General features: G+C 33.1%; 17 protein-coding genes. 13 read left to right on the top strand and 4 right to left on the bottom strand.

Going from position 1 to position 22,361, the window contains the following annotated elements:
* The first annotated feature begins 383 nt into the window (after positions 1-383).
* Together CLU81_RS22570 and CLU81_RS22575 are read left to right on the top strand one after the other, a co-directional pair.
* A complete protein-coding gene (locus CLU81_RS22570; RefSeq protein ID WP_099711875.1) occupies positions 384-1,424 on the top strand; it encodes a GMP reductase in 1,041 nt (346 codons plus the stop codon).
* A 22-nt stretch (positions 1,425-1,446) separates the two neighbouring features.
* Complete coding sequence (locus CLU81_RS22575; protein ID WP_099711876.1) at positions 1,447-1,944, top strand: GNAT family N-acetyltransferase; 498 nt, start codon at positions 1,447-1,449, stop codon at positions 1,942-1,944.
* 91 nt (positions 1,945-2,035) lie between these two features.
* Here the strand turns inward: CLU81_RS22575 and CLU81_RS22580 are convergent, their stop codons facing one another.
* Positions 2,036-2,761, bottom strand: a complete 726-nt coding sequence (locus CLU81_RS22580; protein WP_099711877.1) for a hypothetical protein — start codon at positions 2,759-2,761, stop codon at positions 2,036-2,038.
* Positions 2,762-3,001: 240 nt separating this feature from the next.
* Between CLU81_RS22580 and CLU81_RS22585 the strand changes: the two genes are divergently transcribed.
* Complete coding sequence (locus tag CLU81_RS22585; RefSeq protein ID WP_144444541.1) at positions 3,002-3,514, top strand: hypothetical protein; 513 nt, start codon at positions 3,002-3,004, stop codon at positions 3,512-3,514.
* A 163-nt stretch (positions 3,515-3,677) separates the two neighbouring features.
* Here the strand turns inward: CLU81_RS22585 and CLU81_RS22590 are convergent, their stop codons facing one another.
* Positions 3,678-4,256, bottom strand: a complete 579-nt coding sequence (locus CLU81_RS22590; protein ID WP_099711879.1) for a pentapeptide repeat-containing protein — start codon at positions 4,254-4,256, stop codon at positions 3,678-3,680.
* Positions 4,257-4,558: 302 nt separating this feature from the next.
* Here CLU81_RS22590 and aspA point away from each other — a divergent pair, with 302 nt between their 5' ends.
* From aspA to CLU81_RS22620, 6 genes are all read left to right on the top strand, one after another.
* Positions 4,559-5,968: an aspartate ammonia-lyase gene (gene aspA, locus CLU81_RS22595; protein WP_099711880.1), complete on the top strand. Its 1,410-nt coding sequence runs from the start codon at positions 4,559-4,561 to the stop codon at positions 5,966-5,968.
* Between the two features lie 654 nt (positions 5,969-6,622).
* Positions 6,623-7,891 (top strand): BamA/TamA family outer membrane protein, encoded by a 1,269-nt coding sequence (locus CLU81_RS22600; RefSeq protein WP_099711881.1) that lies wholly within the window; start codon positions 6,623-6,625, stop codon positions 7,889-7,891.
* 132 nt (positions 7,892-8,023) lie between these two features.
* Complete coding sequence (locus CLU81_RS22605; protein WP_099711882.1) at positions 8,024-8,698, top strand: response regulator transcription factor; 675 nt, start codon at positions 8,024-8,026, stop codon at positions 8,696-8,698.
* A 1-nt stretch (position 8,699) separates the two neighbouring features.
* Positions 8,700-10,103 carry a HAMP domain-containing sensor histidine kinase gene (locus CLU81_RS22610; protein ID WP_099711883.1) on the top strand — a complete coding sequence of 468 codons (1,404 nt, stop codon included), beginning with the start codon at positions 8,700-8,702 and terminating at the stop codon, positions 10,101-10,103.
* Positions 10,104-10,180: 77 nt separating this feature from the next.
* Entirely contained in the window at positions 10,181-10,903 is a 723-nt protein-coding gene (locus CLU81_RS22615; protein WP_099711884.1) for a hypothetical protein, read from the top strand.
* 46 nt (positions 10,904-10,949) lie between these two features.
* Complete coding sequence (locus tag CLU81_RS22620) at positions 10,950-11,897, top strand: bestrophin family protein (protein ID WP_099711885.1); 948 nt, start codon at positions 10,950-10,952, stop codon at positions 11,895-11,897.
* Positions 11,898-12,187: 290 nt separating this feature from the next.
* Here the strand turns inward: CLU81_RS22620 and CLU81_RS22625 are convergent, their stop codons facing one another.
* Positions 12,188-13,606, bottom strand: a complete 1,419-nt coding sequence (locus CLU81_RS22625; RefSeq protein WP_099711886.1) for a PLP-dependent aminotransferase family protein — start codon at positions 13,604-13,606, stop codon at positions 12,188-12,190.
* Between the two features lie 108 nt (positions 13,607-13,714).
* On the opposite strand from CLU81_RS22625, the gene CLU81_RS22630 reads away from it, so the two are divergent.
* Together CLU81_RS22630 and CLU81_RS22640 are read left to right on the top strand one after the other, a co-directional pair.
* Positions 13,715-14,632: an EamA family transporter gene (locus CLU81_RS22630; RefSeq protein ID WP_099711887.1), complete on the top strand. Its 918-nt coding sequence runs from the start codon at positions 13,715-13,717 to the stop codon at positions 14,630-14,632.
* A gap of 491 nt (positions 14,633-15,123) precedes the next feature.
* Positions 15,124-17,382 carry an acyl-CoA dehydrogenase gene (locus CLU81_RS22640; protein WP_099711889.1) on the top strand — a complete coding sequence of 753 codons (2,259 nt, stop codon included), beginning with the start codon at positions 15,124-15,126 and terminating at the stop codon, positions 17,380-17,382.
* A 277-nt stretch (positions 17,383-17,659) separates the two neighbouring features.
* On the opposite strand, the gene CLU81_RS22645 is transcribed toward CLU81_RS22640, so the two are convergent.
* Positions 17,660-18,004: a 5-carboxymethyl-2-hydroxymuconate Delta-isomerase gene (locus CLU81_RS22645; protein ID WP_099711890.1), complete on the bottom strand. Its 345-nt coding sequence runs from the start codon at positions 18,002-18,004 to the stop codon at positions 17,660-17,662.
* 215 nt (positions 18,005-18,219) lie between these two features.
* On the opposite strand from CLU81_RS22645, the gene CLU81_RS22650 reads away from it, so the two are divergent.
* Both CLU81_RS22650 and CLU81_RS22655 read left to right on the top strand, forming a co-directional pair.
* On the top strand, positions 18,220-19,863 hold the full coding sequence (locus CLU81_RS22650; RefSeq protein ID WP_099711891.1) for a DUF6377 domain-containing protein: 1,644 nt from the start codon (positions 18,220-18,222) through the stop codon (positions 19,861-19,863).
* 204 nt (positions 19,864-20,067) lie between these two features.
* A complete protein-coding gene (locus CLU81_RS22655) occupies positions 20,068-22,284 on the top strand; it encodes a glycoside hydrolase family 3 C-terminal domain-containing protein (RefSeq protein WP_099711892.1) in 2,217 nt (738 codons plus the stop codon).
* Positions 22,285-22,361 lie beyond the last annotated feature (77 nt).

Genomic DNA, 22,361 nt, shown 5'->3' on the forward strand with positions numbered 1-22,361 from the left:
GTTTCAGGTTTTTCTTGTTTCAGGTTTCAGGTTTCAGGTTTTCTGTTGCAGTCAAAAATTTCACGTTTGTCACGTTGAGCGAAGACGTGCTCCAATTAAAAAGTTTTCAGTTTCAGTTTACGTTTGTCACGTTGAGCGAAGTCGAAACGCGCTCCAATAAGAACATTTCCAACAAAAAAATCCGTTTTAAATCCGCGTCTTCGCGATAGCGAATCCGTGTCATCCGCGTCAAAAATTAAACGCAAAGTTTCACAATCAATAATCAACAATTAATAATTAATAATTGAAGAGATTGTTGATAAATGAATAATTAGTTTTCTATTGATCTTAAAAACGTCATTTTCAAAATTTATATCTTTGAGAGTAACAGAAAATTTAAAACCATGAGAATAGAAACTGATCTGAAATTAGGGTTTAAAGATGTGATGATTAGACCAAAAAGATCAACGCTCAAAAGTAGATCTGAAGTCTCACTAGAACGAAATTTTAAATTTTTGCACAGTACCACAATCTGGACAGGAATTCCAATTATGGCTGCCAATATGGATACTGTAGGGACTTTTGAAATGGCAGAAGTTCTCGCTAAAGAAAAGCTTTTTACAGCTATTCACAAACATTATTCATTAGAAGAATGGAATAACTTCCTGCAAAAAGTAACACCGGATTTCTATAATTATATTGCAATAAGCACCGGAACCGGAAAGGAAGATTTTGCGAAAATCGGTCAAATTATAACCGCAAATCTGTTACTGAAATTTATTTGTATCGATGTAGCTAATGGATATTCAGAGCATTTTGTACAGTTCTTAAAACAAACCCGAAAACAATATCCTGACAAAGTTATTATTGCCGGAAATGTTGTGACAGGCGAAATGGTTGAAGAATTATTATTGGCTGGAGCCGATATTGTAAAAGTCGGAATTGGACCAGGTTCAGTTTGTACAACTCGTGTAAAAACTGGTGTTGGATATCCGCAGCTTTCAGCAATTATCGAATGTGCCGATGCTGCTCACGGTTTAGGCGGACACATAATTAGCGACGGCGGTTGCAGTACTCCGGGCGATGTAGCGAAAGCTTTTGGTGCAGGTTCAGATTTTGTAATGTTAGGCGGAATGCTTGCCGGACATACAGAAAGCGGAGGAGAACTGATCGAAGTAAACGGCGAAAAATTCAAACAGTTTTACGGAATGAGTTCTACAACCGCAATGGATAAACATGTTGGAGGAGTTGCAGAATATAGAGCAAGCGAAGGAAAAACGGTTCAGGTACCTTTCAAAGGAAAAGTTATAAATACAATATTGGATATTTTGGGAGGTTTAAGAAGCACTTGTACATATGTAGGCGCTTCAAGATTGAAAGAATTAACCAAACGCACCACTTTTATTAGAGTAAGCGAACAGGAAAATCAAATATTTACTAAATAATAAACAGCATTTAAAATACAATATGATCACAATTTCAGAAGCAGCTATAGGCGACATCAAGCAAATTCAGACTATAGTACATATTACATGGCCAATTACTTATGGTGAAATTTTATCAAAAGAACAATTGGATTATATGTTGGATCTTTTTTATTCTGATGAAGCTTTAACGGAGCAATACAATAAAAGAGAACAATTGTTTTATATGATTTACGAAGGTGAAACTAATATAGGTTTTATCGGAATTGAACATAATTATAACGGAGAAGCAGTAACAAAAATTCATAAAATCTATCTTTTGCCGGAAACCCAAGGAAAAGGAATCGGTAAAAAAGTTATTGATGAAATCGGGAAACTAGCTTCAGAAAATAACTCAACAGCTTTATCTTTAAATGTAAACCGCTTTAATTCGGCATTAGGATTCTACAAGAAAATAGGTTTTGAAATTATCGATGAAGTAAACATTGATATTGGAAAAGGTTATTTAATGGAAGATTATGTGATGAAGAAACCATTGTAATAATTCATTCGAAAAATACTTATAAAATACAAAAAGACCTGATTTCGTTATTAATTGAAATCAGGTCTTTTTGTATTTAGTTTCTTCTGTATTACTTCTTTAAATCATATTCTTCATCAATTTGTTTGATGATAGTTTCTCCGGATTTAATCAGATTATTGTATCGTTCGTAAATCTGATTCCATGGAATTAAATTCCTTGATAATTCTTTTCCTTTTGGAGTGCTTAAAACTCTCCAATTATCTTCGATACTTTCAGGATTAGTAAGATTGTCTTCAAGATAACGCTCTAATTTGTTTTGGTTTGACATCCAGCCAGACTCAGACGAATTTACTTCTGAAAGTGTTTGTTGGTAGAATTTCAGGATATTTAAAGAAAGAGAATCGTTCTCAATATTTCCAATTCTTCCTGAAGATACAAAACCGTTAAATCTGTAAATATTAGGTCTTAAATAAACATTCATATTAATAATCGGAAGTTGCTTTTTTAAGCTATCCTTATCATAAGGTTTGTTTTTATCTAATTTACTTAGAGAAGTATATAGTTTTCCAAATTCCTGATATTGTTTGATAATAGTTTTGCTGTCATTAACATCACTTTGAATATCAGACTTTAATCCAACTAAAAACTTTTTAACCTGATCTTGTTCGTGTCTGTGTTCGCTCCATCCGTGAAGCCAAATCGATAAGGAAACTGCAAAAACGATAATGAAAATCTCTAAACCAATTTCTTTTACTTTTTCTACAAAACTATGTTTTTTGCTTGTTGCTACTTCATGCATTTTTTTGGTATGTTTAATTACTTCTAATTCTGCCATTTTGTTTGTAAATTGGATTGTATGGTTGCAAAAATATGTTAAATGAAGTTAAAAATTTAGATGTTGTTGAAAAAAAATATAAAAAGATAATTGATAAAATTTCTTTGAGGAAAAGTATTTCTATCAAAGGGACCTTTTGCACTTTACAAGTGCAATAATTAAAAAAAAACAATACTTTACTTGTTAAAATTTAAAAATGTATATTTGTCGAAATTAATTATTTAGATAGAAATGCAAGAGATGATTTTAGGAATACTAATCAGTATTATTACAGGTGTAGTATCATCGTATTTATTTTTAATGTATTTCTTGAATCGGAAAAGAGTAAAAATTGAAATATCTTCACATATAAGTAAAGTAACTTTTGAGGGACAAACAAACTACTTTTTTAAATTCATCAATAATACAAATTCAGAAATATTTGATATTAGAGTCGAACCAACTTTTTACAAGCAAGTGGGCGGAGTTGGCGGAATGAATATTCAAGGAAAAGATATCATTTTGAAAGATAATTTCATTTCTTATATTCCTTGCAAAAAGAGTAGTGATACTAATGGTCTTCATGCTATGCGAGTTCGGACAACTGAAGATATTGAATTAAATTGGACCGATAATTCATCCTATATTCGACTTACGGTAATTGCGAAGCATTCATTGTCCGGTTTTACGAATGTTTTTGTGAAAGATTTTTATTCTAAAGACGCAATTACAGATAAGAAATTTAAATCAGGTGATGATTTAGGTGTTGGCTAACAATTAACAGTAATAATTAGGTTACATATTATTTAATCAATAATATTGTTATATAAATTAATTTAAAATTATTTATTATGAAAAGAGATGTTATAGTAGGGTAATTTCCCAAGTAAAAAATATATTAATCAAAGCCAGTTTTATAACTGGCTTTTTTATTTCTTTAACTCACAATAATATCATGTTTAAACAGCAATCCTTTCAACTCTTTCAAAGCAAAAACAGCTTTCTTCAGTTTGGTCTTTGAAGGATCAATAGTATAATTGTAACTGGTTTTAAAATCCGCTTTGTTGGCGATCGCTTTATCAAATTCTGAGCGGTATAAATCGCAATTATCAAATAAAACACTCGTAAGATCAGTTGCCATAAAATCGACTGCAATCAAGCTGCAATTGGTAAATGTGGTACCTTTTATTTTTAAAGTATAAAACTTCGAAAAATCCAGAATGCAATCGTGAAAGTGAACTTCAAAAATAAGTTTATCACACATTGCAAAATTCACTTCTTTGATTTCGCAACGGTTAAAAGTTGCCGTTCTAAAAGCTACATAATTAATTTTGGATTCATTAAAAATGCAATCATTAAAAACGCAATCAATAAAAGTAACCGCTAAAAAAGTACAGGCAGAAAAATTACAATTATTAAAAACACAACATTCAAAATCCTTAAAATTAAGATCGTCTTTACCATAAGTTTTGGTATTGTATTCTTTATCAAGGAAATATTCGGACTCTTTTTTCAATGCTGTTTTTTAATCTTTATTTGAGTCCGAAAGGTACTAATTTTAAGTGTTATTCTAAAAGCGTTTTTTTATAAAAACAGAACTAAAAATCAATTTGATGTTTTTCAGAAACTTGCATTTTTGTAATAATGACATTCTTAATGATTTGAGGTTTTGAGATCGTTTGAATATTGGTTTTTTATATATTTAATTAAATTACTGAAAATTCTATGATTTTTTTAAGATTCAATATTTTATTGTAGTTCTAATTTGATGTAGCTTTACGCTGATTTTTAAAGTAAAAACGAAACAATTTATATCATATGGGATCAACAAGAAAAGAACATGATTTTTTAGGAGAATTAGACATTCCGGATCATCTGTATTATGGTATCCAAACTTTTAGAGCTGTAGAAAATTTTAATATTACAGGAATTCCAATTTCAAAAGAGCCATTATTTATCAAAGCTTTAGGTTATGTAAAAAAAGCCGCAGCTCTTGCCAATAAAGATTGTGGCGCACTTGACGCAAAAATTGCCGAAGCGATTTGTTACGGAAGCGATCAGGTAATTGCCGGTAAATTTGATCAGGAATTTGTAAGCGATTTAATTCAGGGCGGAGCAGGAACATCTGTAAATATGAATGCAAATGAGGTAATCGCAAACATAGGTTTAGAATATCTTGGGCATAAAAAAGGAGAATATAATTTTCTACATCCCAATAATCATGTAAACTGTTCACAATCTACAAATGATGCTTATCCATCGGCGTTTAGAATTGCTCTTTATTTAAAAATGGAAAGCTTCATTAAAACCTTAGAAGGTTTAGAAGTAGCTTTTACAGCAAAAGGCGAAGAGTTTAAAAGCGTCCTGAAAATGGGAAGAACGCAATTGCAAGACGCCGTTCCAATGACTTTAGGGCAAGAATTTAAATCTTATGCTACAACAATTGGAGAAGACGTTAGAAGATTAAAAGAAGCTCAAAGTTTGGTTTTAGAAATCAATATGGGAGCAACAGCAATTGGAACAAGAGTAAACGCGCCAGAAGGATATCCGGAAATCTGCGTGAATTATTTAGCCAAAGAAGTAGGAATTCCGTTGACACTTTCACCAGATCTAATCGAAGCTACAGTAGATACCGGAGCTTACGTTCAAATTATGGGAACGCTTAAAAGAACGGCGGTAAAAATTTCTAAAATCTGCAATGATTTAAGATTGTTGAGTTCAGGACCAAGAACAGGTTTCAACGAAATCAATTTGCCGGCACGTCAGCCAGGATCTTCGATTATGCCGGGCAAAGTAAATCCTGTGATTCCAGAAGTTGTAAATCAGACTTGTTTTTATGTAATTGGGCAGGATTTAACCGTTACAATGGCAGCAGAAGCGGGACAATTACAACTAAATGTAATGGAACCAGTTATTGCTTTTGCAATGTTTACATCGCTGGATTATCTTTCGAATGCAATTCAAACTTTAATCGATAAATGTATTACAGGAATTACTGCAAATGTTGATCATTGTTATAATATGGTCATGAACAGCATTGGAATCGTGACGCAACTAAATCCAATTTTAGGTTACGAGGAAAGCGCAAGTATTGCCGGAGAAGCTTTAAAAATGAATAAAAGCGTTCATGAAATTGTTGTAGTCGAAAGAAAACTAATTACTCAGGAAAAATGGGATGAAATTTATTCTTTGGATAATTTAATTCATCCAAAATTTATCACAAAGTAAGTTTTGGTATAAAAAATATAATAACAAGCCGTCAGTAAATCGACGGCTTTTTTTATTAACAGTGGGGTTTTTATGGCACGCGGATGATACGGATTCGCTATCGCGAAAACGCGGATTTACACGGATTTTCATTGTGTTTTTGCTGTTTTGATTTCTATCTTTTGTGTCCGCTGCGGCGGACACAAAAGGATTTTCTCCCGACACTTCGGGACTATCGGGGCTATCGGGGCTATCGGGGCTAGGTCAATCATTTCCATAAGAATATTTTCGTATAGTTTGTCATTTCGACGGAGGAGAAATCTTCGCAAGTAACTTCGCAATGAGAATCTAATCTTTGTCGAGCTTCTCGTGGAGATTTCTCCTCCGTCGAAATGACAAAACTGCGAGCAAAACCAGCGTAAATCCGCGTTTTCGCGATAGCGAATCCGTGTCATCCGCGTGCCATAAAAAGTACAGTTACTAATCTTTGTAGATTTACGTGTGTGATTTTTCCTTTCTCGAAATGACAAAACCTTTACGATTTTACATCTCCAAAGTATATTTAAATTAATTACATATCGCATTGTTCTTAATAAGAATTGTTGTGTAAAATGTTGAAAATTAGCTATATATTTACATGAGGATTGAATGTTATTTAGAAAATGAAATTTTAAAATGATAAAATCTTTAAAAAATATTTACTTCCATTATCAATATAAAATCTTAGGGTTACTCTTTTTTATTTCATTTCATTCGAACGCACAAACCGAAACTTCTAATCCGGAAATATGTCCTCCAAAAACAATATTAGAAATCTTCAAAAAGAAAGATTCAGCTTATGTTGTCAAACCCACAAAAAATGATTTTTTCTTAATAATTCCTGCTATTGGTTCTCAGCCGGCAACGGGATTCTTTTTTGGAGCCGTTGCGCAATATACCTTTAAAGGAAAGCAAGAAGCAGACAAATATTCTATCGCTAATTTAGGCATAACATATACCGTTAAAAAACAATGGCTTGTAAATGTCAAGAATAATATATTACTACGAAATAACAGGATTTTTTTAAGCGGAGATTATAGATTGTATATTTTTTCGCAGCCCAATTACGGATTAGGAACAGATATTATTCCGCATCACAGCAAAAAAGCAGGATTTAGTATCGATTCTATTGCAGAACCTATGGATTATAATTATTTCAAGTTTCATCAAACTGTTTCGTTTGAAGTCGCTAAGAATTTTTATGTTGGCGGCGGAATAAATCTTGATTGGTATTCGAATATAGAAGATGAGGATTTAGATGTCGAAAACGGACAATTTACGTATCATTATAACTACAGCCAAAAATATGGATTCAATAATTTAGAGTACTTTTTGAGTGGAATGAGTCTTAATTTAGTTCACGATTCAAGAGACAATCAGGTAAATTCGACACATGGCTGGTTTGCCAATATCAATTATCGATTTAATCCCGTTTTGTTTCATAATCAGGAATATAGTAATGTTTTGTACGCAGAATATCGAGGTTTTTTTCCACTTTCGAGCAAGAACAAAGGATATATATTAGGAATCTGGACGTATGGACAATTCGTAACCAGAGGAAAAGTTCCGTATTTGAATTTGCCTGCGATTGGTTGGGATCAGCGAAGCAGGAGTGGAGAAGGATACACGCAAGGATTGTTTAGAGGAAACGGATTAGTATATCTTTCGACAGAATTCAGGTTTCCAATTACTTGTAATCAAATGTTTAGCGGAGTCGTTTTTACCAATTTTGTAACCGCAAGTAATAGCGACACAAATACAGCACTGTTTAGTTCGGTTCAGCCTGCGGCGGGCGTTGGTTTGCGTATTTTAATTGATAAAAAAACGAGAACCAATCTTATTGTTGATTATGCGTGGGGAAATAATTCTAAAGGATTTTATCTAAATGCCGGAGAAACTTTTTGAGATATAGACTATTGTTGACACTTTTTTAAGACACAAAAGTTGCACGCTTCACAATTAAATCATAATTATTAAAATATTCTGAGGCTTATTTTAAACTCAATTCTTATTTTTGTTAACCATACACAAATTAAGATGAAATTACTTATAGTCGAAGATGAACCAAATCTTTTGTCGATTTTACGAAAAGGTTTTGCCGAAAACAACAATGAAGTAAGCGTTGCTCTTGATGGTAAAACAGCTCTTGAAATGATTCATAATTACAATTTTGATGTTGTAATTCTCGACGTTATGTTACCGGATATTAACGGAATCGAAATTTGTAGAAGATTGCGTGCCAGCAAGAATTTTGTTCCCGTTTTGCTTTTAACAGCGCTTGGAACTTCAGAAAATATCGTAACGGGATTAAATGCCGGTGCCGATGATTATTTGGTAAAACCATTTAAATTTGGAGAACTTGACGCAAGGGTAAATGCATTAAACAGAAGAGCAAATCAGGATACCGAAAAAGTAGATACTATTGTAATCAGCGATTTAGAAATAAACGGAAAAGCCAAATCTGTAAAAAGAGACGGAGAATCGATTATTTTAACCGCAAAAGAGTTCAAATTACTGTATTATTTGGCTAAAAACACGGGTAGAATTGTGTCTCGCGATCAGATTTTGGACAATGTTTGGGATATTAATTTTGACATGAATACCAATGTTGTCGATGTTTATATTACGTATTTAAGAAAGAAAATAGATAAGCCTTATTCGACTAAACTTATTCATACAATGAAAGGTTTAGGTTATATTTTAAAGCCATAAAATGGATGTAAGAAAAAAAATAACTTTTACATATGTAGCACTTTCTACCTTTAGTACACTATTATTGTGTATCATCGTTTTTGTTTTATTTCGCGAAAATAATCGCTATCATTTCTTAAAACGACTGGAAGACAGAGCTAAAATTGTGGCTTCAATTCATTTTCAAAAAGATCCTGAAAAAATAAAGTATTATAAAAATCTGAAGAAAAACGGGTTAGAGGAACTTATTGAAGAAGAAGAATTTGTGCTGAAAATAAACAGCGCCAATAGTTTTGATTATAATACAAAATTGAATCTTCCGAATGAGTTTTATACCAATGTTCTAAAAACCGGTGAAGATTATTATGAAGTAAATAATAAGTATTATTTAGGACAAGTTTTCACAGAGAATAATCAGCGATATATTGTAATTGTTGGCGCACGCGATCGTCGAGGTCCAACAACGACAATTTATATCGTAAAAATTATGCTTTTTGGAGGAATAGGATTTGTATTTTTAGCCTTCTTTTTAGGACGTTTTCTGGCCAAACGTGTTATTAATCCTGTTGCAAGAATTACCAAAGAAGTAAACAGAATTAGTGCCTCAAACCTGCACAACAGATTGCCGGAAGTTAAAAACTCAGACGAAATATCAGATCTTACAGAGACTTTTAATGATATGTTGGATCGATTGGAAACCTCTTTTGAGATTCAGGCGAATTTTATCAATAATGCTTCTCACGAATTAAAAACGCCAATAACAACCATTATTGCAGAGTCGGAAATTATGCTTCTTAAAGAAAGAGAAGTTCCGGAATACATTCAATCTTTAGAGAATATTTACAATCAGGCTTCGAGATTAGGAAACTTAACCGAAAGTTTGTTGAAACTCACTCAAACGGGTTACGACGGAAAAAAACAAGTATTGGATATTGCCCGAATCGACGAATTATTAATGGATGTAAAATCGGATTTAGATAAAATTTATCCGGATAATCGTGTGAGCATCAAGCTTAATTTTGCGCCAAAAGATTCTAATTTACTTTTAATTCCCTGCAATAAACCGCTTCTTGAATTGGCAATAAACAATATTATTACGAATGGAGTTAAATATTCGGATAATAATGAAGTTTTCGTTACGCTTTCTGCTAATCAGGAATGGATTAAAATTTCGATTAATGATATCGGAATCGGAATTCCGCCAGAAGATATTCCGCATTTGTATGAACCTTTTTTTAGAGGGAAAATTGCAGCTAAATATATAGGTTACGGTTTAGGGCTTCCTTTGGCTTCAAAAATTATCCGCATGCATGATGGTGAAATTCAGGTACAATCGGAACAAAATAAAGGTACAATTGTAACGATTGTTTTTAACAAATCAAACATCAAGAAAAACAACATTAAAAATTCTAATGTTGAATCTTAGAAAAATCTAATATTAGATTAAGACCCTTCTAATTTGCGTGGAGTTATTTTGTATGTATAAACTAAAAGATTATACATATGAAAAATTTCCTTATACCAACCACTCTAAAAGATGATACTATTTGTGCTGTAAAATCTGCAGTTAACCAAGCAAAAGAATCAAACTGTGAAATCATTTTAATGATGGTTTCTGATACTCCGGACGCTTTTTCGTCTTCGCATTTTTTACGCGAAATGAGAACCGGACTTACTACAAGTCAGGAAGAAGTTCTGGAAACTTGCAGATATATTATAGAACACACACCAAACTGTAAAATTAAAGTACACAATCAATACGGACTTTCTTCACCAATTTTTAGACGCATAATTGAGGTTTTCTCTGTTAAATTGGTAATTCTGACACATTCTTATAAACAAGAAACAAAACGTATTCATCAATATTTGATTCAATTAGCTGGAAACCAAAAATGTCCAATTTTACATTTAGGACTTGAACAGGCTAAAAACGATTTCAATAAAGCACTTTATATCGAAAACGGAAATGCGAATATGCATGTTAAGGATGTTCAACAATTTTTGAACGACAACTTCTCTTATGAAATCGTAAGCCAAACAGCCAATTTTGATGATAATTACGAAAATTTTGCCCCTTATTTATCCGAAGCAATTTCTAAATATGACATCGATTTGTTGGTAGAAACACGCAAAGGCGAGAAAATCAAATTCAAGAAAACAAAAAAAGAAAATATAAATGAAAAACTCGGACTTCCGGTGCTTTCATTATACGAAGAGTTGGTTTAAAACCGAATCTTCTTTTAAAATATAGTTTTAATTAAAAACAGAAAATATGTTATTAAAGAAAAGAATACCAATGCGATATGTACTGGGGAAAATCAAGGTCGAGCTGGCCCTGGTTATGACTTATACGATTTTGTTTGAAATTGTTCACCATTATTTCAGAAGCGTAGCAGTCGAAATACCAATTGCGATTCCAACAATGGTAGGTACAATTATCTCTTTATTATTAGCTTTCAAATCAAATCAAGCTTATGACAGATGGTGGGAAGCAAGGATTATTTGGGGATCAATTGTAAACGAATCGAGAACTTTGGTAAGACAAATGCTGACTTTTTACAAAGACCCAGATTTTTCTGTAGAAGCAAATGAATTCAAAGAAAATTTCACCAAAAGACAAATTGCTTGGTGTTATAGTCTTGGGCAAGCTTTGCGAAATAAAGATGCTATAAAACCCATCAAAGAATTTATTAGCGAAGAAGAATTGAATTTTGTAAAAAATCATCAAAACATTCCAAATGCGATATTGTTGCTTCACGCAAGAGATTTAAGAATTGCCAGAAAAGACAAACGTCTTAATATGTATCAGCAAGTAGAAATTGATAGCACTTTGACAAGATTATGTGATGCAATGGGGAAATGTGAGCGTATTAAAAACACGATTTTTCCAACGACTTACAGCTTGTATATTAGAATGACATTGTATTTATTCATTCTATTATTGCCTTTTGGTTTGATTAGTTTGTTGAGCTGGTTTGCAGTTCCGTTGATTACAATGATTGGAGGAACTTTCTTTTTGATCGAAAGAATGGCAATTCATTTGCAGGATCCTTTTGAAAACAGACCAACAGATACGCCAGTTACAGCGATTTCGAATACAATCGAGAAAAACTTAATGCAAATGCTAAACGAGTTTCAAAGTGAATTTGATATCATCAAAGAATTTAATCTGAAACCAGAACCTAAAAAAGCGGAAAACGACGCTTACTTCGTTTTATAAATTAATATTGGTTTTAATTTGTTAGTTAGACAACATCTTTATAGGTGTTGTCTTTTGTTTTTTATAATACTTTTGGATTTATTTTGACGAAATTCAATGTCATTCAATTAAGTTTTTTTTCTAAATAAAATTAATCTCGCAAAGGCGCGAAGTCGCAAAGTTTTGTCATTTCGACGGAGGAGAAATCACACGCGTAACTCGACAAAGATTGATGATTTTCTTTGCAGAATTTCTAGTGCGATTTCTCCTCCGTCGAAATGACAATATTGTGTTTAGGTTTTGTGATAGATTTATTTCCCCGCCAATCTTCCAAGTGTTTGTATCGATTGACGCAATTCATTTGTCCACGGCAAACCAAAACTCAATCGCATACAATTAGAAAACTGATCCTGCAAAGAGAAAATTCTTCCGGGCGCAATACTAATATTGTGTTTCATTGCCAAATGATAAAAAGCCGCCGTATCAAAGCTTTTGTCCATTTCCAGCCAAAGAAAAAATCCACCTTGAGGCTGACTTACTTTTGTTCCTGTTGGGAAAGATTCCAAAACCGTATTGATATAATTATTACAATTCTGATTCAGGATTGTGCGTATTTTTCTAAGATGGTTTTCATAACGTCCGTTTTTAAGAAAATCTCCCACAACCTGATGCGTAATAGTAGGCGAGGAGAGCGTGTGATAAATTTTGTTTCTTAAGATTTCCTTTTTAAATTTCCCCGGCGAAACCCAACCTACGCGATATCCCGGAGCCAGAGTTTTAGAAACCGAACTACAGCAAAGCACAATTCCGCTTTCGTCATACGTTTTACAATTCGTTGGTCGGCTTGAGCCAAAGTACAAATCGCCGTGAATATCATCTTCGATTAAAGGAATATTGTAAAATTCCATTAATCTCACAACTTCAATTTTATGCTCATTTGGCATCATACTTCCAGACGGATTACTAAAATTGCTCATCAATAAACAAAGCTTTACTTTCTTCGACGAAAGTGCTTTTTTCAACGCATCAAGTTCTATTCCCGTTGTCATGTTTGTAGGCAATTCCATGATGTATAATCCAAGAGATTTAGCCAATTGCAATATCCCAAAATACGCCGGACTTTCAGTAATAATAGTATCTCCCGGTTTAGTCAGCGTCATCAAACAATGCGAAATTGCGCTTGTACATCCCGGCATTGTTATGATATCTTCCTCCGTTAGAGATCCACCCCAGGTAAAAGACCATCGGGCAATTTCCCGTCTTAAATTCGGATTCCCTTTTACCTCCTCATAACTTGTTCCGCTATTTGGGAGTTGTCGCATTGCCTGAACCATTCCTTTGTTTAATTTGGCGATTGGCAACAATTCATTAGAAGGAAATCCCAGCGAAAGCATCGTAATATTCTGATCCGTCATGTTACCATAAACCTGATCGATTAAATCTTGTCTGTCAACGTTTTGACATCTCAAAATAGGACTGCTTGGCGAAGGTTCAGTAATTATTCTGGCCGAAGTATTACTTACATAATAACCAGATTGCGGTCTTGATTCGATCAAAGAACGGCTTTCGACTTCATAATAAGCCTTACTAACCGTGCTCATACTATAACCGGTTTCTGCACAGACTTCGCGGATTGAGGGCAATTTGTCGCCAACATTTAAAACACCGGATTTAATCTGTTTTTCGATTCTGTCAGCAAACTGAAGATATAAGTAATTTGAGTTTTTCATAATAAAAATAAAAACTGTTATGGTGCAATTTACAAAAACTGTATCTGTATTGCTGTTTTATTTTTTAGAAATTTGTTTTATCAGAAAATCATTTAAAAATAACTTTCCGTGAAAACAACAAAATACTACATAGCAGCGATTACATGTTTTGTAATCTGGGGATTTTTTAGTTTGGTTTTAAAACCAATACACGACTATGCCTCTTTAGATATTTTATTTTATCGTGTCTTTAGTTGTAGTATTCTAATGTTGCTGATTGCTTTTACATTCAGACGAAAAAAAGTCAAAGAAGCCATCGAAACCTTCAAAGGATTTACGAAAGCAGAGAAGAAAAAAACTGTCTTATTAAATATCGGCGGAAGCGTTTTTCTAATGGCAAACTGGTTCACATTTATTTATGTAATGAATCATGTTAGTGTAAAAGCAACTTCTTTGGCGTATTTAGTTTGCCCAATTTTAACGACTTTATTAGCGTATTTTATTTTGCATGAAAAACTAAGCAAAACGCAATGGATGGCAGTAGGATTAAGCATTTCAGGATGTTTACTTTTATCGTATGCCAATATTATGGATATGTTTTTTAGCATCATAATTGGTTTTACATATGCATCCTATTTAGTAAGTCAACGTATCAATAAAGGCTTTGATAAATTTATAGTTTTAACGTTCCATATTACAATGGCTGCCTTATTTTTAGTACCATTTTATCCGGCTTATAGCGGTCCGGTTCCAACAGAATTTAAGTTTTATTTCTGTATCGAAACCATCGCAATTCTGTTTACAATCTTTCCGTTGTTCCTTAATTTATATGCCCTTTCGGGAATTAATTCATCAACAGTTGGAATGCTTTTAAATATTAATCCAATGATTGCTTTTCTATTAGCAATGTTCCTATACAAAGAACAATTTGGACCAATACAGATTCTGGCATACGGAATCGTTTTTCTTGCAGTATTAGTTTTTAATTCACATCACATTTTTGCTATTAAGCAAAGATTATTACAATATCCAAAGGCTCTAAAATAACGAAAGGTTGTTTATATTTTTTATTGGTTTAGAAGTTAAATTACCAGAATCTTTAGGATATTCAAAACAGGAATGATTAATTTCATTCCTGTTTTTTTATGGCTTTTTGTGATTTTTTTGCCACGAATTGCACGAATGAACACGAATTTTTTTCTTTATTTTGTCAACCTAAATTCATTCCTATTCGAAACATAGCCCAAGGTTTTAACCTTGGGAAACAGATTGCGATAATTTATTACGTTCCAACGGTTGAAACCGTTGGCAATGTTCAATATAATTTGCAAATTATCTCCAATTATAATTTAGTTAATCAAAGGAAAAATTCGTGTTCATTCGTGCAATTCGTGGCAACATTTTTTTCTTTTGATTAAAATTACCAGAATCTTAACAGGATATATAAGCAGGATTGAGTATTTTCAGTCCTGTTTTTTTATATAATAAATTGTAGAAAAAAACTAAGCCTAAACGGGCAATTAACTGAAACTATATTTATGAAAAATACCAAGCTCCAAGCCTTTACTCCGTTGTTTTATTTAGTGTGGTCAGATGATTTGCTGACTCAAAAAGAGTTTACCACAATTCAGAAATTTATTAATGATTTGTCGTGGCTTTCGCCCGAAGAAAAACAGCAACTTCTTTCGAAAGTAGACATTTCAAATCCGCCTTCGCGAAATGAACTCTCTCAATGGAAATTGGATATTGAGAAAAGTATTCAGAATAAAACTGACATAAAATCACTTTTTGATATTGCAGAAGCAGTTTCAGAAAAAGACGTGGATATTTCGGATTTGAAATCCAGTTTTATAAAACTAGAGAATGATTTAGGAGTTTTAGGAGAAGAAGTAATTCAGAATTTCAAAACAAAAGCGGGTTCTTTTACTGCAAATTCCCAAACCAATAGTGATTTTGATATTCAGAAAATAACAGAACTTCTGGACGGAAAAGAAGCTGCGATTATTAAAAAAGTTAAATCGATTATTTCAAAACCCGAATTTGCTTACGAAACTTCAACAGATATAAATGTCTACCGACAAACAGTTTACAATTGGTGTAAAATCCTGGCAGAAGAAAACCTAGGAAATATGGCATATCCAAAACAATACGGCGGAGGAGAAAATATAGCCGATTATTTCGCGATTATGGAAACTTTGAGTTACCACGATTTAAGTTTAGTGATAAAATTTGGCGTTCAGTTTGGACTTTGGGGAATGAGCGTTCAGTCTTTAGGAACCGAGAAACATTATGCTAAATACCTAAAAGATATTGGAACGTTAAAAATTCCGGGTTGTTTTGCGATGACCGAAACACATCACGGTTCAAACGTAAAAGGTCTTGAAACTACAGCAACTTATAATCATAGCGATCAGACATTTGTAATTCATACACCAAACAAAAACGCGCAAAAAGAATATATTGGAAATGCTGCGGTTCACGGACAAATGGCAACTGTTTTTGCTAAATTAATTATTGACAATCATGATTATGGCGTGAATGCATTTGTGGTTCCGCTTCGAGATACAAACGGAAATACTTTAAATGGAGTTACTATCGGTGATTGTGGTCATAAAATGGGCTTAAATGGCGTAGATAATGGAACCATAAGTTTTGATAACGTTGTAATTCCGAAAGAAAATATGCTAGATCGTTTTGCTTCTGTCAATGATAAAGGCGAATTCGAAAGCCCGATTCCAAGTGATAATCGACGTTTTTTTACCATGTTAGGAACTTTGGTTGGAGGACGAATTGGAATTCCACGTTCGGCTTTGGCTGCAGCCAAATCAGGATTGACAATTGCCATTCGCTACAGCGATCAAAGAAGACAATTTGGACCGGAAGGAGGTTCAGAAGTTCCGATTTTAAATTACAGAATGCACCAACGTCGTTTGATTCCGCCTTTGGCTAAAACTTATGCCGTTCATTTTGCTTTACAATATCTTACGAATCGTTTTCTAAACAGAACCGAAGCAGAAATGCAGGAAATCGAAGCTCTCGCAGCCGGAATGAAATCATATTCGACTTGGAGTACAAGAGATATTCTGCAAGAATGTCGCGAAGCTTGCGGCGGAAAAGGATATTTATCTGAAAATAGAATCGATGCGTTAAAAAATGACACCGAAATTTATACCACTTTTGAAGGCGATAATACCGTTTTGATGCAATTAGTAGCGAAAAACCGTTTGTCTGAATTTAGAAAATCGTTTGGAGAAATGGGGGCTGCAGGAATTATAAATTATGTATTTGAAAATGCAAAAACGGCAATTACAGAGAAAAATCCAATTGCAACACGTAGAACAGATGATGAACATTTGCTTGATGGAGAGTTTCATTTGCAGGCATTTATTCATCGTGAAAAGGCGATATTAGCTTCAGCAGCAAGACGTATCAAAAAACTGGTTGATGGCGGCTTAGAACCTTATGATGCTTTTAATGTTGTTCAGCATCAAATGATTGATGTTGCTCAGGCTTATCTTGAAAGAGTGGTTTTGGAACAATTTCAATTAGCAATAAAAACCGTAGAAGATCAAAAGACAAAAGAAATATTGACAAAACTGAATCATTTATACGCTCTTTCGCAATTAGAAAAAAACAAAGCGTGGTATCTTGAAGACGGATATATGGAAGCGGTAAAAACTAAAGCAATCCGTAAAATTGTGAATCAGCTTTGTTGGGATATTCGACCAGATGCAGTTTCGCTAGTAAATGCATTTGATATTCCTGAGAGTTGTTTGGCGGCGCCAATTGCGGTTTAGTTCTTTTTAATTTAAACCATATAAGTGATATAAGTTCATTTAAAGTTGCAACGATCTTTGTCAAAGTTTTAAACTTTGACAAAGGTTTGAGCATTTTTGTCATTTCGAGCGAAGGGAGAAATCACACAAGAAGCTCCACAAAGAGAATCGCCAATCTGTGTCGAATTACGTGTGTGATTTCTCCCTTCGCTCGAAATAACAGTATTGCGATACTTTGGTTACATAAAAAACATTAATGATATAATTATTTTTATATCATTAATAAATAAAATTATAACTAAAGCATTGCTTTATTAAAATAACTCGCTTTTTCGAAGTCGCTAATATTAATTGAAATAATTGGAACTTCGGGAATAATGGCATTTAGTTTAGATACAATTACGTTTGATAAATTGACCTTTTGATGGGTATTTCGGCCTTCCAGAATGTATGCGAAAACGTGAATAAAATCTTCCAGGGAATTTCCATTATTATAATATGCAAAAGGATTGATACGAACCTTGATTTCAGAAGCAGGAAAAAGTCCTGTTGATAATGCCGAATTATAAACTTCCTGCATGATATCGTCTGCAGATTTTATTCGGATAACATTTTCAGAGCAATCAATAACAAAGTGTGGCATAAGTGTTTATTGTTTAGATTAGATAAAAGAATAGTCTAAACAAAATTATAAAAACATTCTCACGAAAGCCTGAAAACTGCTTTTTTATAATGGTTATTATTCCAAAATTTTGTTATGTTTTTTAATATTTTATAAAATGACCAGACTTTATAAATAATTCAATTTTATACCATGACTTTATTATATTTGTAAGTCTCATAATATCTTTATTTAGCTTGAAAAAATATTTTCTATTTCTGTTAATCGTTCTTGTCAATCTGCCTGTTTATTCATTGGATAGTACAGATGCTATTTTAGCACAGTTAAACAATGCTTTAAAAAATAAGGAACGTTATGTTCAGTTAAAAGAAGAGCGTATTTTGAACTTCAAGAAAATCAAATCTGATAATTTAACTAAGGAACAAGAGTACAATTACAATAAGACATTATATACAGAATATTTAAAATTCAATTCAGATTCGGCGATTCATTACGTCAAGAAAAATCTGAAACTTGCCAATGAACTTCAAAATAAAGAACTGGAAGATTTGGCAAATCTTGAATTAGCAACACTTTATTCTTCGTCAGGAAAATATCGGGAATCAGAAGCTATTCTGAAAGCGATCAATAAAAACCAATTATCAAAAAAGGTACTTCCGGAGTATTACGAATCGTATCGGGAGTTTTATGAGCATTATGTAGCCAATAGTTACGACAAAAAGTATATCACTCAAATTGCGATGTACCGCGATTCTTTATTGACAGTTTTAAATCCTCAGACGCTTAAGTATAAAATCAATCTGATTCAGCGTCATATTCATCATATGCAATTTGGCATTGCGCAGAAAAAATTGATGCGTTTATTAGAAACCGCAAATCAGGACGATACACAATATGCAATGATTGGATATCTTTTGGGAAGTATTTATGAATCTACACATCAATTAGAATTAAGAAAAAAATACTATGCACTTTCGGCACTTTCAGATATTAAACATGCCATAAAAGACAATGCATCTTTGCAGGAATTGGCGCTCGTTTTTTATGAAATTGGCGATGTAGATATGGCTTACAAACTAACACAATCGGCTATTGCGGATGCTTTGTTTTGTAATGTACAGTTTCGAACGCTGCAAATGTCTGAAGTTTATTCGATTATCAATACCGCTTATTTAGAAAGAGAAGCCAAAAGAAAAATGCAATTGCAAATGTATCTTTTGTGCATTAGTATTTTAACGGCATTTTTGATTGTGGCGATTATTTATGTTTACAAACAAATGAAAAAAGTATCCCGAATTCGTGGAGAGCTTTTTATTACAAGTCAAAAATTAGCCGAATTAAATCAGGATATTACCCAGACTAATAATCAGTTGCAGGAGCGTAATGCACAATTATCAGAATCTAATCATATTAAAGAAGAATATATAGCGCATTTCTTTAATTTGTGTTCGACTTATATCAATAAACTGGAAAATTACCGCATCATTTTAAACAAGAAAGCTACGGCAAAACAATTTGATGAGATTTATAAAATTTTAAAATCAACAACTTTAGTTGATAATGAATTGGAGGAATTGTACAAGAATTTTGATATTATCTTCCTGAATTTGTATCCAACTTTTGTAAAAGATTTCAATGCTTTACTAATTAGTGAAGAACAAATTGTTTTAAAACAAGGAGAATTGCTAAATACAGAGCTTCGTATTTTTGCTTTAATCCGACTTGGAATTACAGACAGTGTCAAAATCGCAGCATTTTTAAGATACTCTTTAAGCACAATTTACAATTATCGCACAAGAGCAAGAAATAAAGCGGCAGTTTCAAGAAATGATTTCGAGGAAATGGTCATGAAAATTGGCTTAATTACCTTAAAAATCTAATTGTTTTTTTTAAAACCACTACTTTTTTCGCCTATTATTTTTTGTTAAATAATTGATAGTTAATGTTTTGTATTTTTATTTCACTACTTTTTTTCGTTTAAAAATTCAACACGAACTATAACGTTTTAGCTTTACAATATTATTAAAGGTGTTTTCGAGAACAGCAACCTTTAATTATATAAATGCTTTAATAAATTAATAGTTATGTTTAAAAACGTTAAAACAATTGTTGTTTTACTTTTGCTAGGCTCTTTCTGTGTAAATGCACAGAATAAAGTTCCGGTTTATCTAGATGATAAAAAGTCAATTAATGAACGTGTAGAAGATGCGCTTTCTAAAATGACAACCGATGAAAAAATCGCCATGATTCATGCGCAATCAAAATTTAGTTCACCTGGTGTACCGCGTTTGGGAATTCCTGAAAACTGGATGACTGATGGTCCACACGGAATTCGTACTGAAGTTAAATGGGACGAATGGGATCAGGCTGGTTGGACAAATGATTCTTGTATTGCATTTCCGGCTTTAACGGCGCTTTCTGCAACATGGAATAAAGAATTGTCTTCTTTATATGGAAAATCAATTGGAGAAGAAGCAAGATATCGTAATAAAAATGTATTGTTAGGACCTGGAGTTAATATCTACAGAAGCCCATTAAACGGTCGTAACTTCGAATATATGGGAGAGGATCCTTTCCTAACTTCAAAAATGGTAGTTCCTTATATTAAAGGAGTACAATCAAATGGAGTTGCAGCTTGTGTAAAACATTTCGCTTTAAACAATCAGGAAACTGGTCGTAATTCTGTAAACGTAATTGTTGATGATCGTGCTTTGTACGAGATTTATTTGCCTGCTTTTAAAGCTGCTGTCCAGGAAGGTGATGCTTGGGCAATTATGGGAGCATACAACAGATATAAAGGACAACATTGTTGCCATAATGAGTATTTATTGAATGATATTCTTCGCGGAGAATTGGGCTTCAAAGGTGTTGTAGTTTCTGATTGGGGAGGAGTTCATGATACAAAACAAGCGATTCACAATGGTTTGGATATGGAATTTGGTTCTTGGACAAACGGACTTTCTTGGGGAACAAGCAATGCTTATGACAACTATTATTTAGCAAAACCATATTCGACTATGATTGCTAAAGGTGAAATTGGAACTAAAGAATTAGACGAAAAAGTACGTCGTATTTTACGTTTATCTTTCTTGACTACAATGGATAGAAACAGACCTTTTGGATCTTTTGGAACTGCAGAACACGCTCAGGCAGGTTTAAAAATTGCTGAAGAAGGAATTGTATTGCTTCAAAACAAAAACAATATTTTGCCAATTGATCTTTCTAAAACTAAGAAAATTGCAGTTATTGGAGAGAATGCTATTAAAATGATGACAGTTGGTGGAGGAAGTTCTTCGCTTAAAGCAAGATACGAAATTACTCCGCTTGAAGGTTTAAAGAAAAGAATTGGAAACCAAGCTGAAATCGTTTACGCTCGTGGTTATGTTGGAGATCCAACAAGTAACTATAATGGAGTTGTGGCAAAAGTAAGTTTAGAAGACAAACGTTCTCCTACTGAATTGACTGCTGAGGCTTTAAAAGTAGCTAAAGATGCTGATATTGTTCTTTTTATTGGAGGAACAAATAAAAGCGACAAACAAGATGCTGAAGGATTTGATCGTGCGCAATTAGGACTTTCATACGGTCAGGATCAGTTGATTAACGAATTGACTAAAGTAAATAAAAATATAGTTTTTGTAAATATCTCAGGAAATGCTGTGGCGATGCCGTGGGTTAAGGAAGTTCCGGGAATTGTACAAGGTTGGTTTTTAGGTACAGAAGCAGGAACTGCTTTGGCTGCTGTTTTGGTTGGAGATGTTAACCCTTCCGGGAAATTATCATTTACTTTTCCTGTAAAATTATCGGATAACGGAGCACATGCATTAGGAGATTTTCCTGGTGGAGATGATGTAACTTACAAAGAAAGCATTTTTGTAGGATACCGTTGGGCTGACAAACAAAAAGCAAAACCATTATTCTCTTTTGGACACGGTTTAAGCTACACTACTTTTGAATACGGAAAAGTAACAGCAGATAAAAAACAAATGTCGGCGGGAGATCAAATTACATTCTCTGTTAAAGTTAAAAACACTGGAAAACGTGAAGGTTCTGAGGTTGCTCAGCTTTATATTAGTGATTTGAAATCATCATTGCCACGTCCGATAAAAGAATTAAAAGGTTTTGAGAAAATTTCGCTTAAAGCGGGAGAAGAAAAAACAATAACTTTTACAATTGACAAAACTGCTTTAAGCTTTTTTGATGATAAAAAACACGACTGGGTTGCTGAACCTGGAGACTTTGAAGCAATTATTGGTGCATCGTCTACAGACATAAAATCTAAAGTGGGCTTCTCACTTAAATAGTTTTTATTATTTCTAAATTGGTTGGTTGTAAAGCTGCAATTGTAAAAAGTTGCAGCTTTGCTTTTTTAGAAAATAGT

It is taken from the genome of Flavobacterium sp. 9 (genome assembly GCF_002754195.1).
GTDB lineage: Bacteria > Bacteroidota > Bacteroidia > Flavobacteriales > Flavobacteriaceae > Flavobacterium.

Bases quoted from the DNA above. Each gene is read 5' to 3' on its own strand.
- CLU81_RS22570 (WP_099711875.1), top strand. From the start codon at position 384: ATGAGAATAGAAACTGATCTGAAATTAGGGTTTAAAGATGTGATGATT.
- CLU81_RS22575 (WP_099711876.1), top strand. From the start codon at position 1,447: ATGATCACAATTTCAGAAGCAGCTATAGGCGACATCAAGCAAATTCAG.
- CLU81_RS22580 (WP_099711877.1), bottom strand. From the start codon at position 2,761: ATGGCAGAATTAGAAGTAATTAAACATACCAAAAAAATGCATGAAGTA.
- CLU81_RS22585 (WP_144444541.1), top strand. From the start codon at position 3,002: ATGATTTTAGGAATACTAATCAGTATTATTACAGGTGTAGTATCATCG.
- aspA (WP_099711880.1), top strand. From the start codon at position 4,559: ATGGGATCAACAAGAAAAGAACATGATTTTTTAGGAGAATTAGACATT.
- CLU81_RS22600 (WP_099711881.1), top strand. From the start codon at position 6,623: ATGATAAAATCTTTAAAAAATATTTACTTCCATTATCAATATAAAATC.
- CLU81_RS22605 (WP_099711882.1), top strand. From the start codon at position 8,024: ATGAAATTACTTATAGTCGAAGATGAACCAAATCTTTTGTCGATTTTA.
- CLU81_RS22610 (WP_099711883.1), top strand. From the start codon at position 8,700: ATGGATGTAAGAAAAAAAATAACTTTTACATATGTAGCACTTTCTACC.
- CLU81_RS22615 (WP_099711884.1), top strand. From the start codon at position 10,181: ATGAAAAATTTCCTTATACCAACCACTCTAAAAGATGATACTATTTGT.
- CLU81_RS22620 (WP_099711885.1), top strand. From the start codon at position 10,950: ATGTTATTAAAGAAAAGAATACCAATGCGATATGTACTGGGGAAAATC.
- CLU81_RS22625 (WP_099711886.1), bottom strand. From the start codon at position 13,606: ATGAAAAACTCAAATTACTTATATCTTCAGTTTGCTGACAGAATCGAA.
- CLU81_RS22640 (WP_099711889.1), top strand. From the start codon at position 15,124: ATGAAAAATACCAAGCTCCAAGCCTTTACTCCGTTGTTTTATTTAGTG.
- CLU81_RS22645 (WP_099711890.1), bottom strand. From the start codon at position 18,004: ATGCCACACTTTGTTATTGATTGCTCTGAAAATGTTATCCGAATAAAA.
- CLU81_RS22655 (WP_099711892.1), top strand. From the start codon at position 20,068: ATGTTTAAAAACGTTAAAACAATTGTTGTTTTACTTTTGCTAGGCTCT.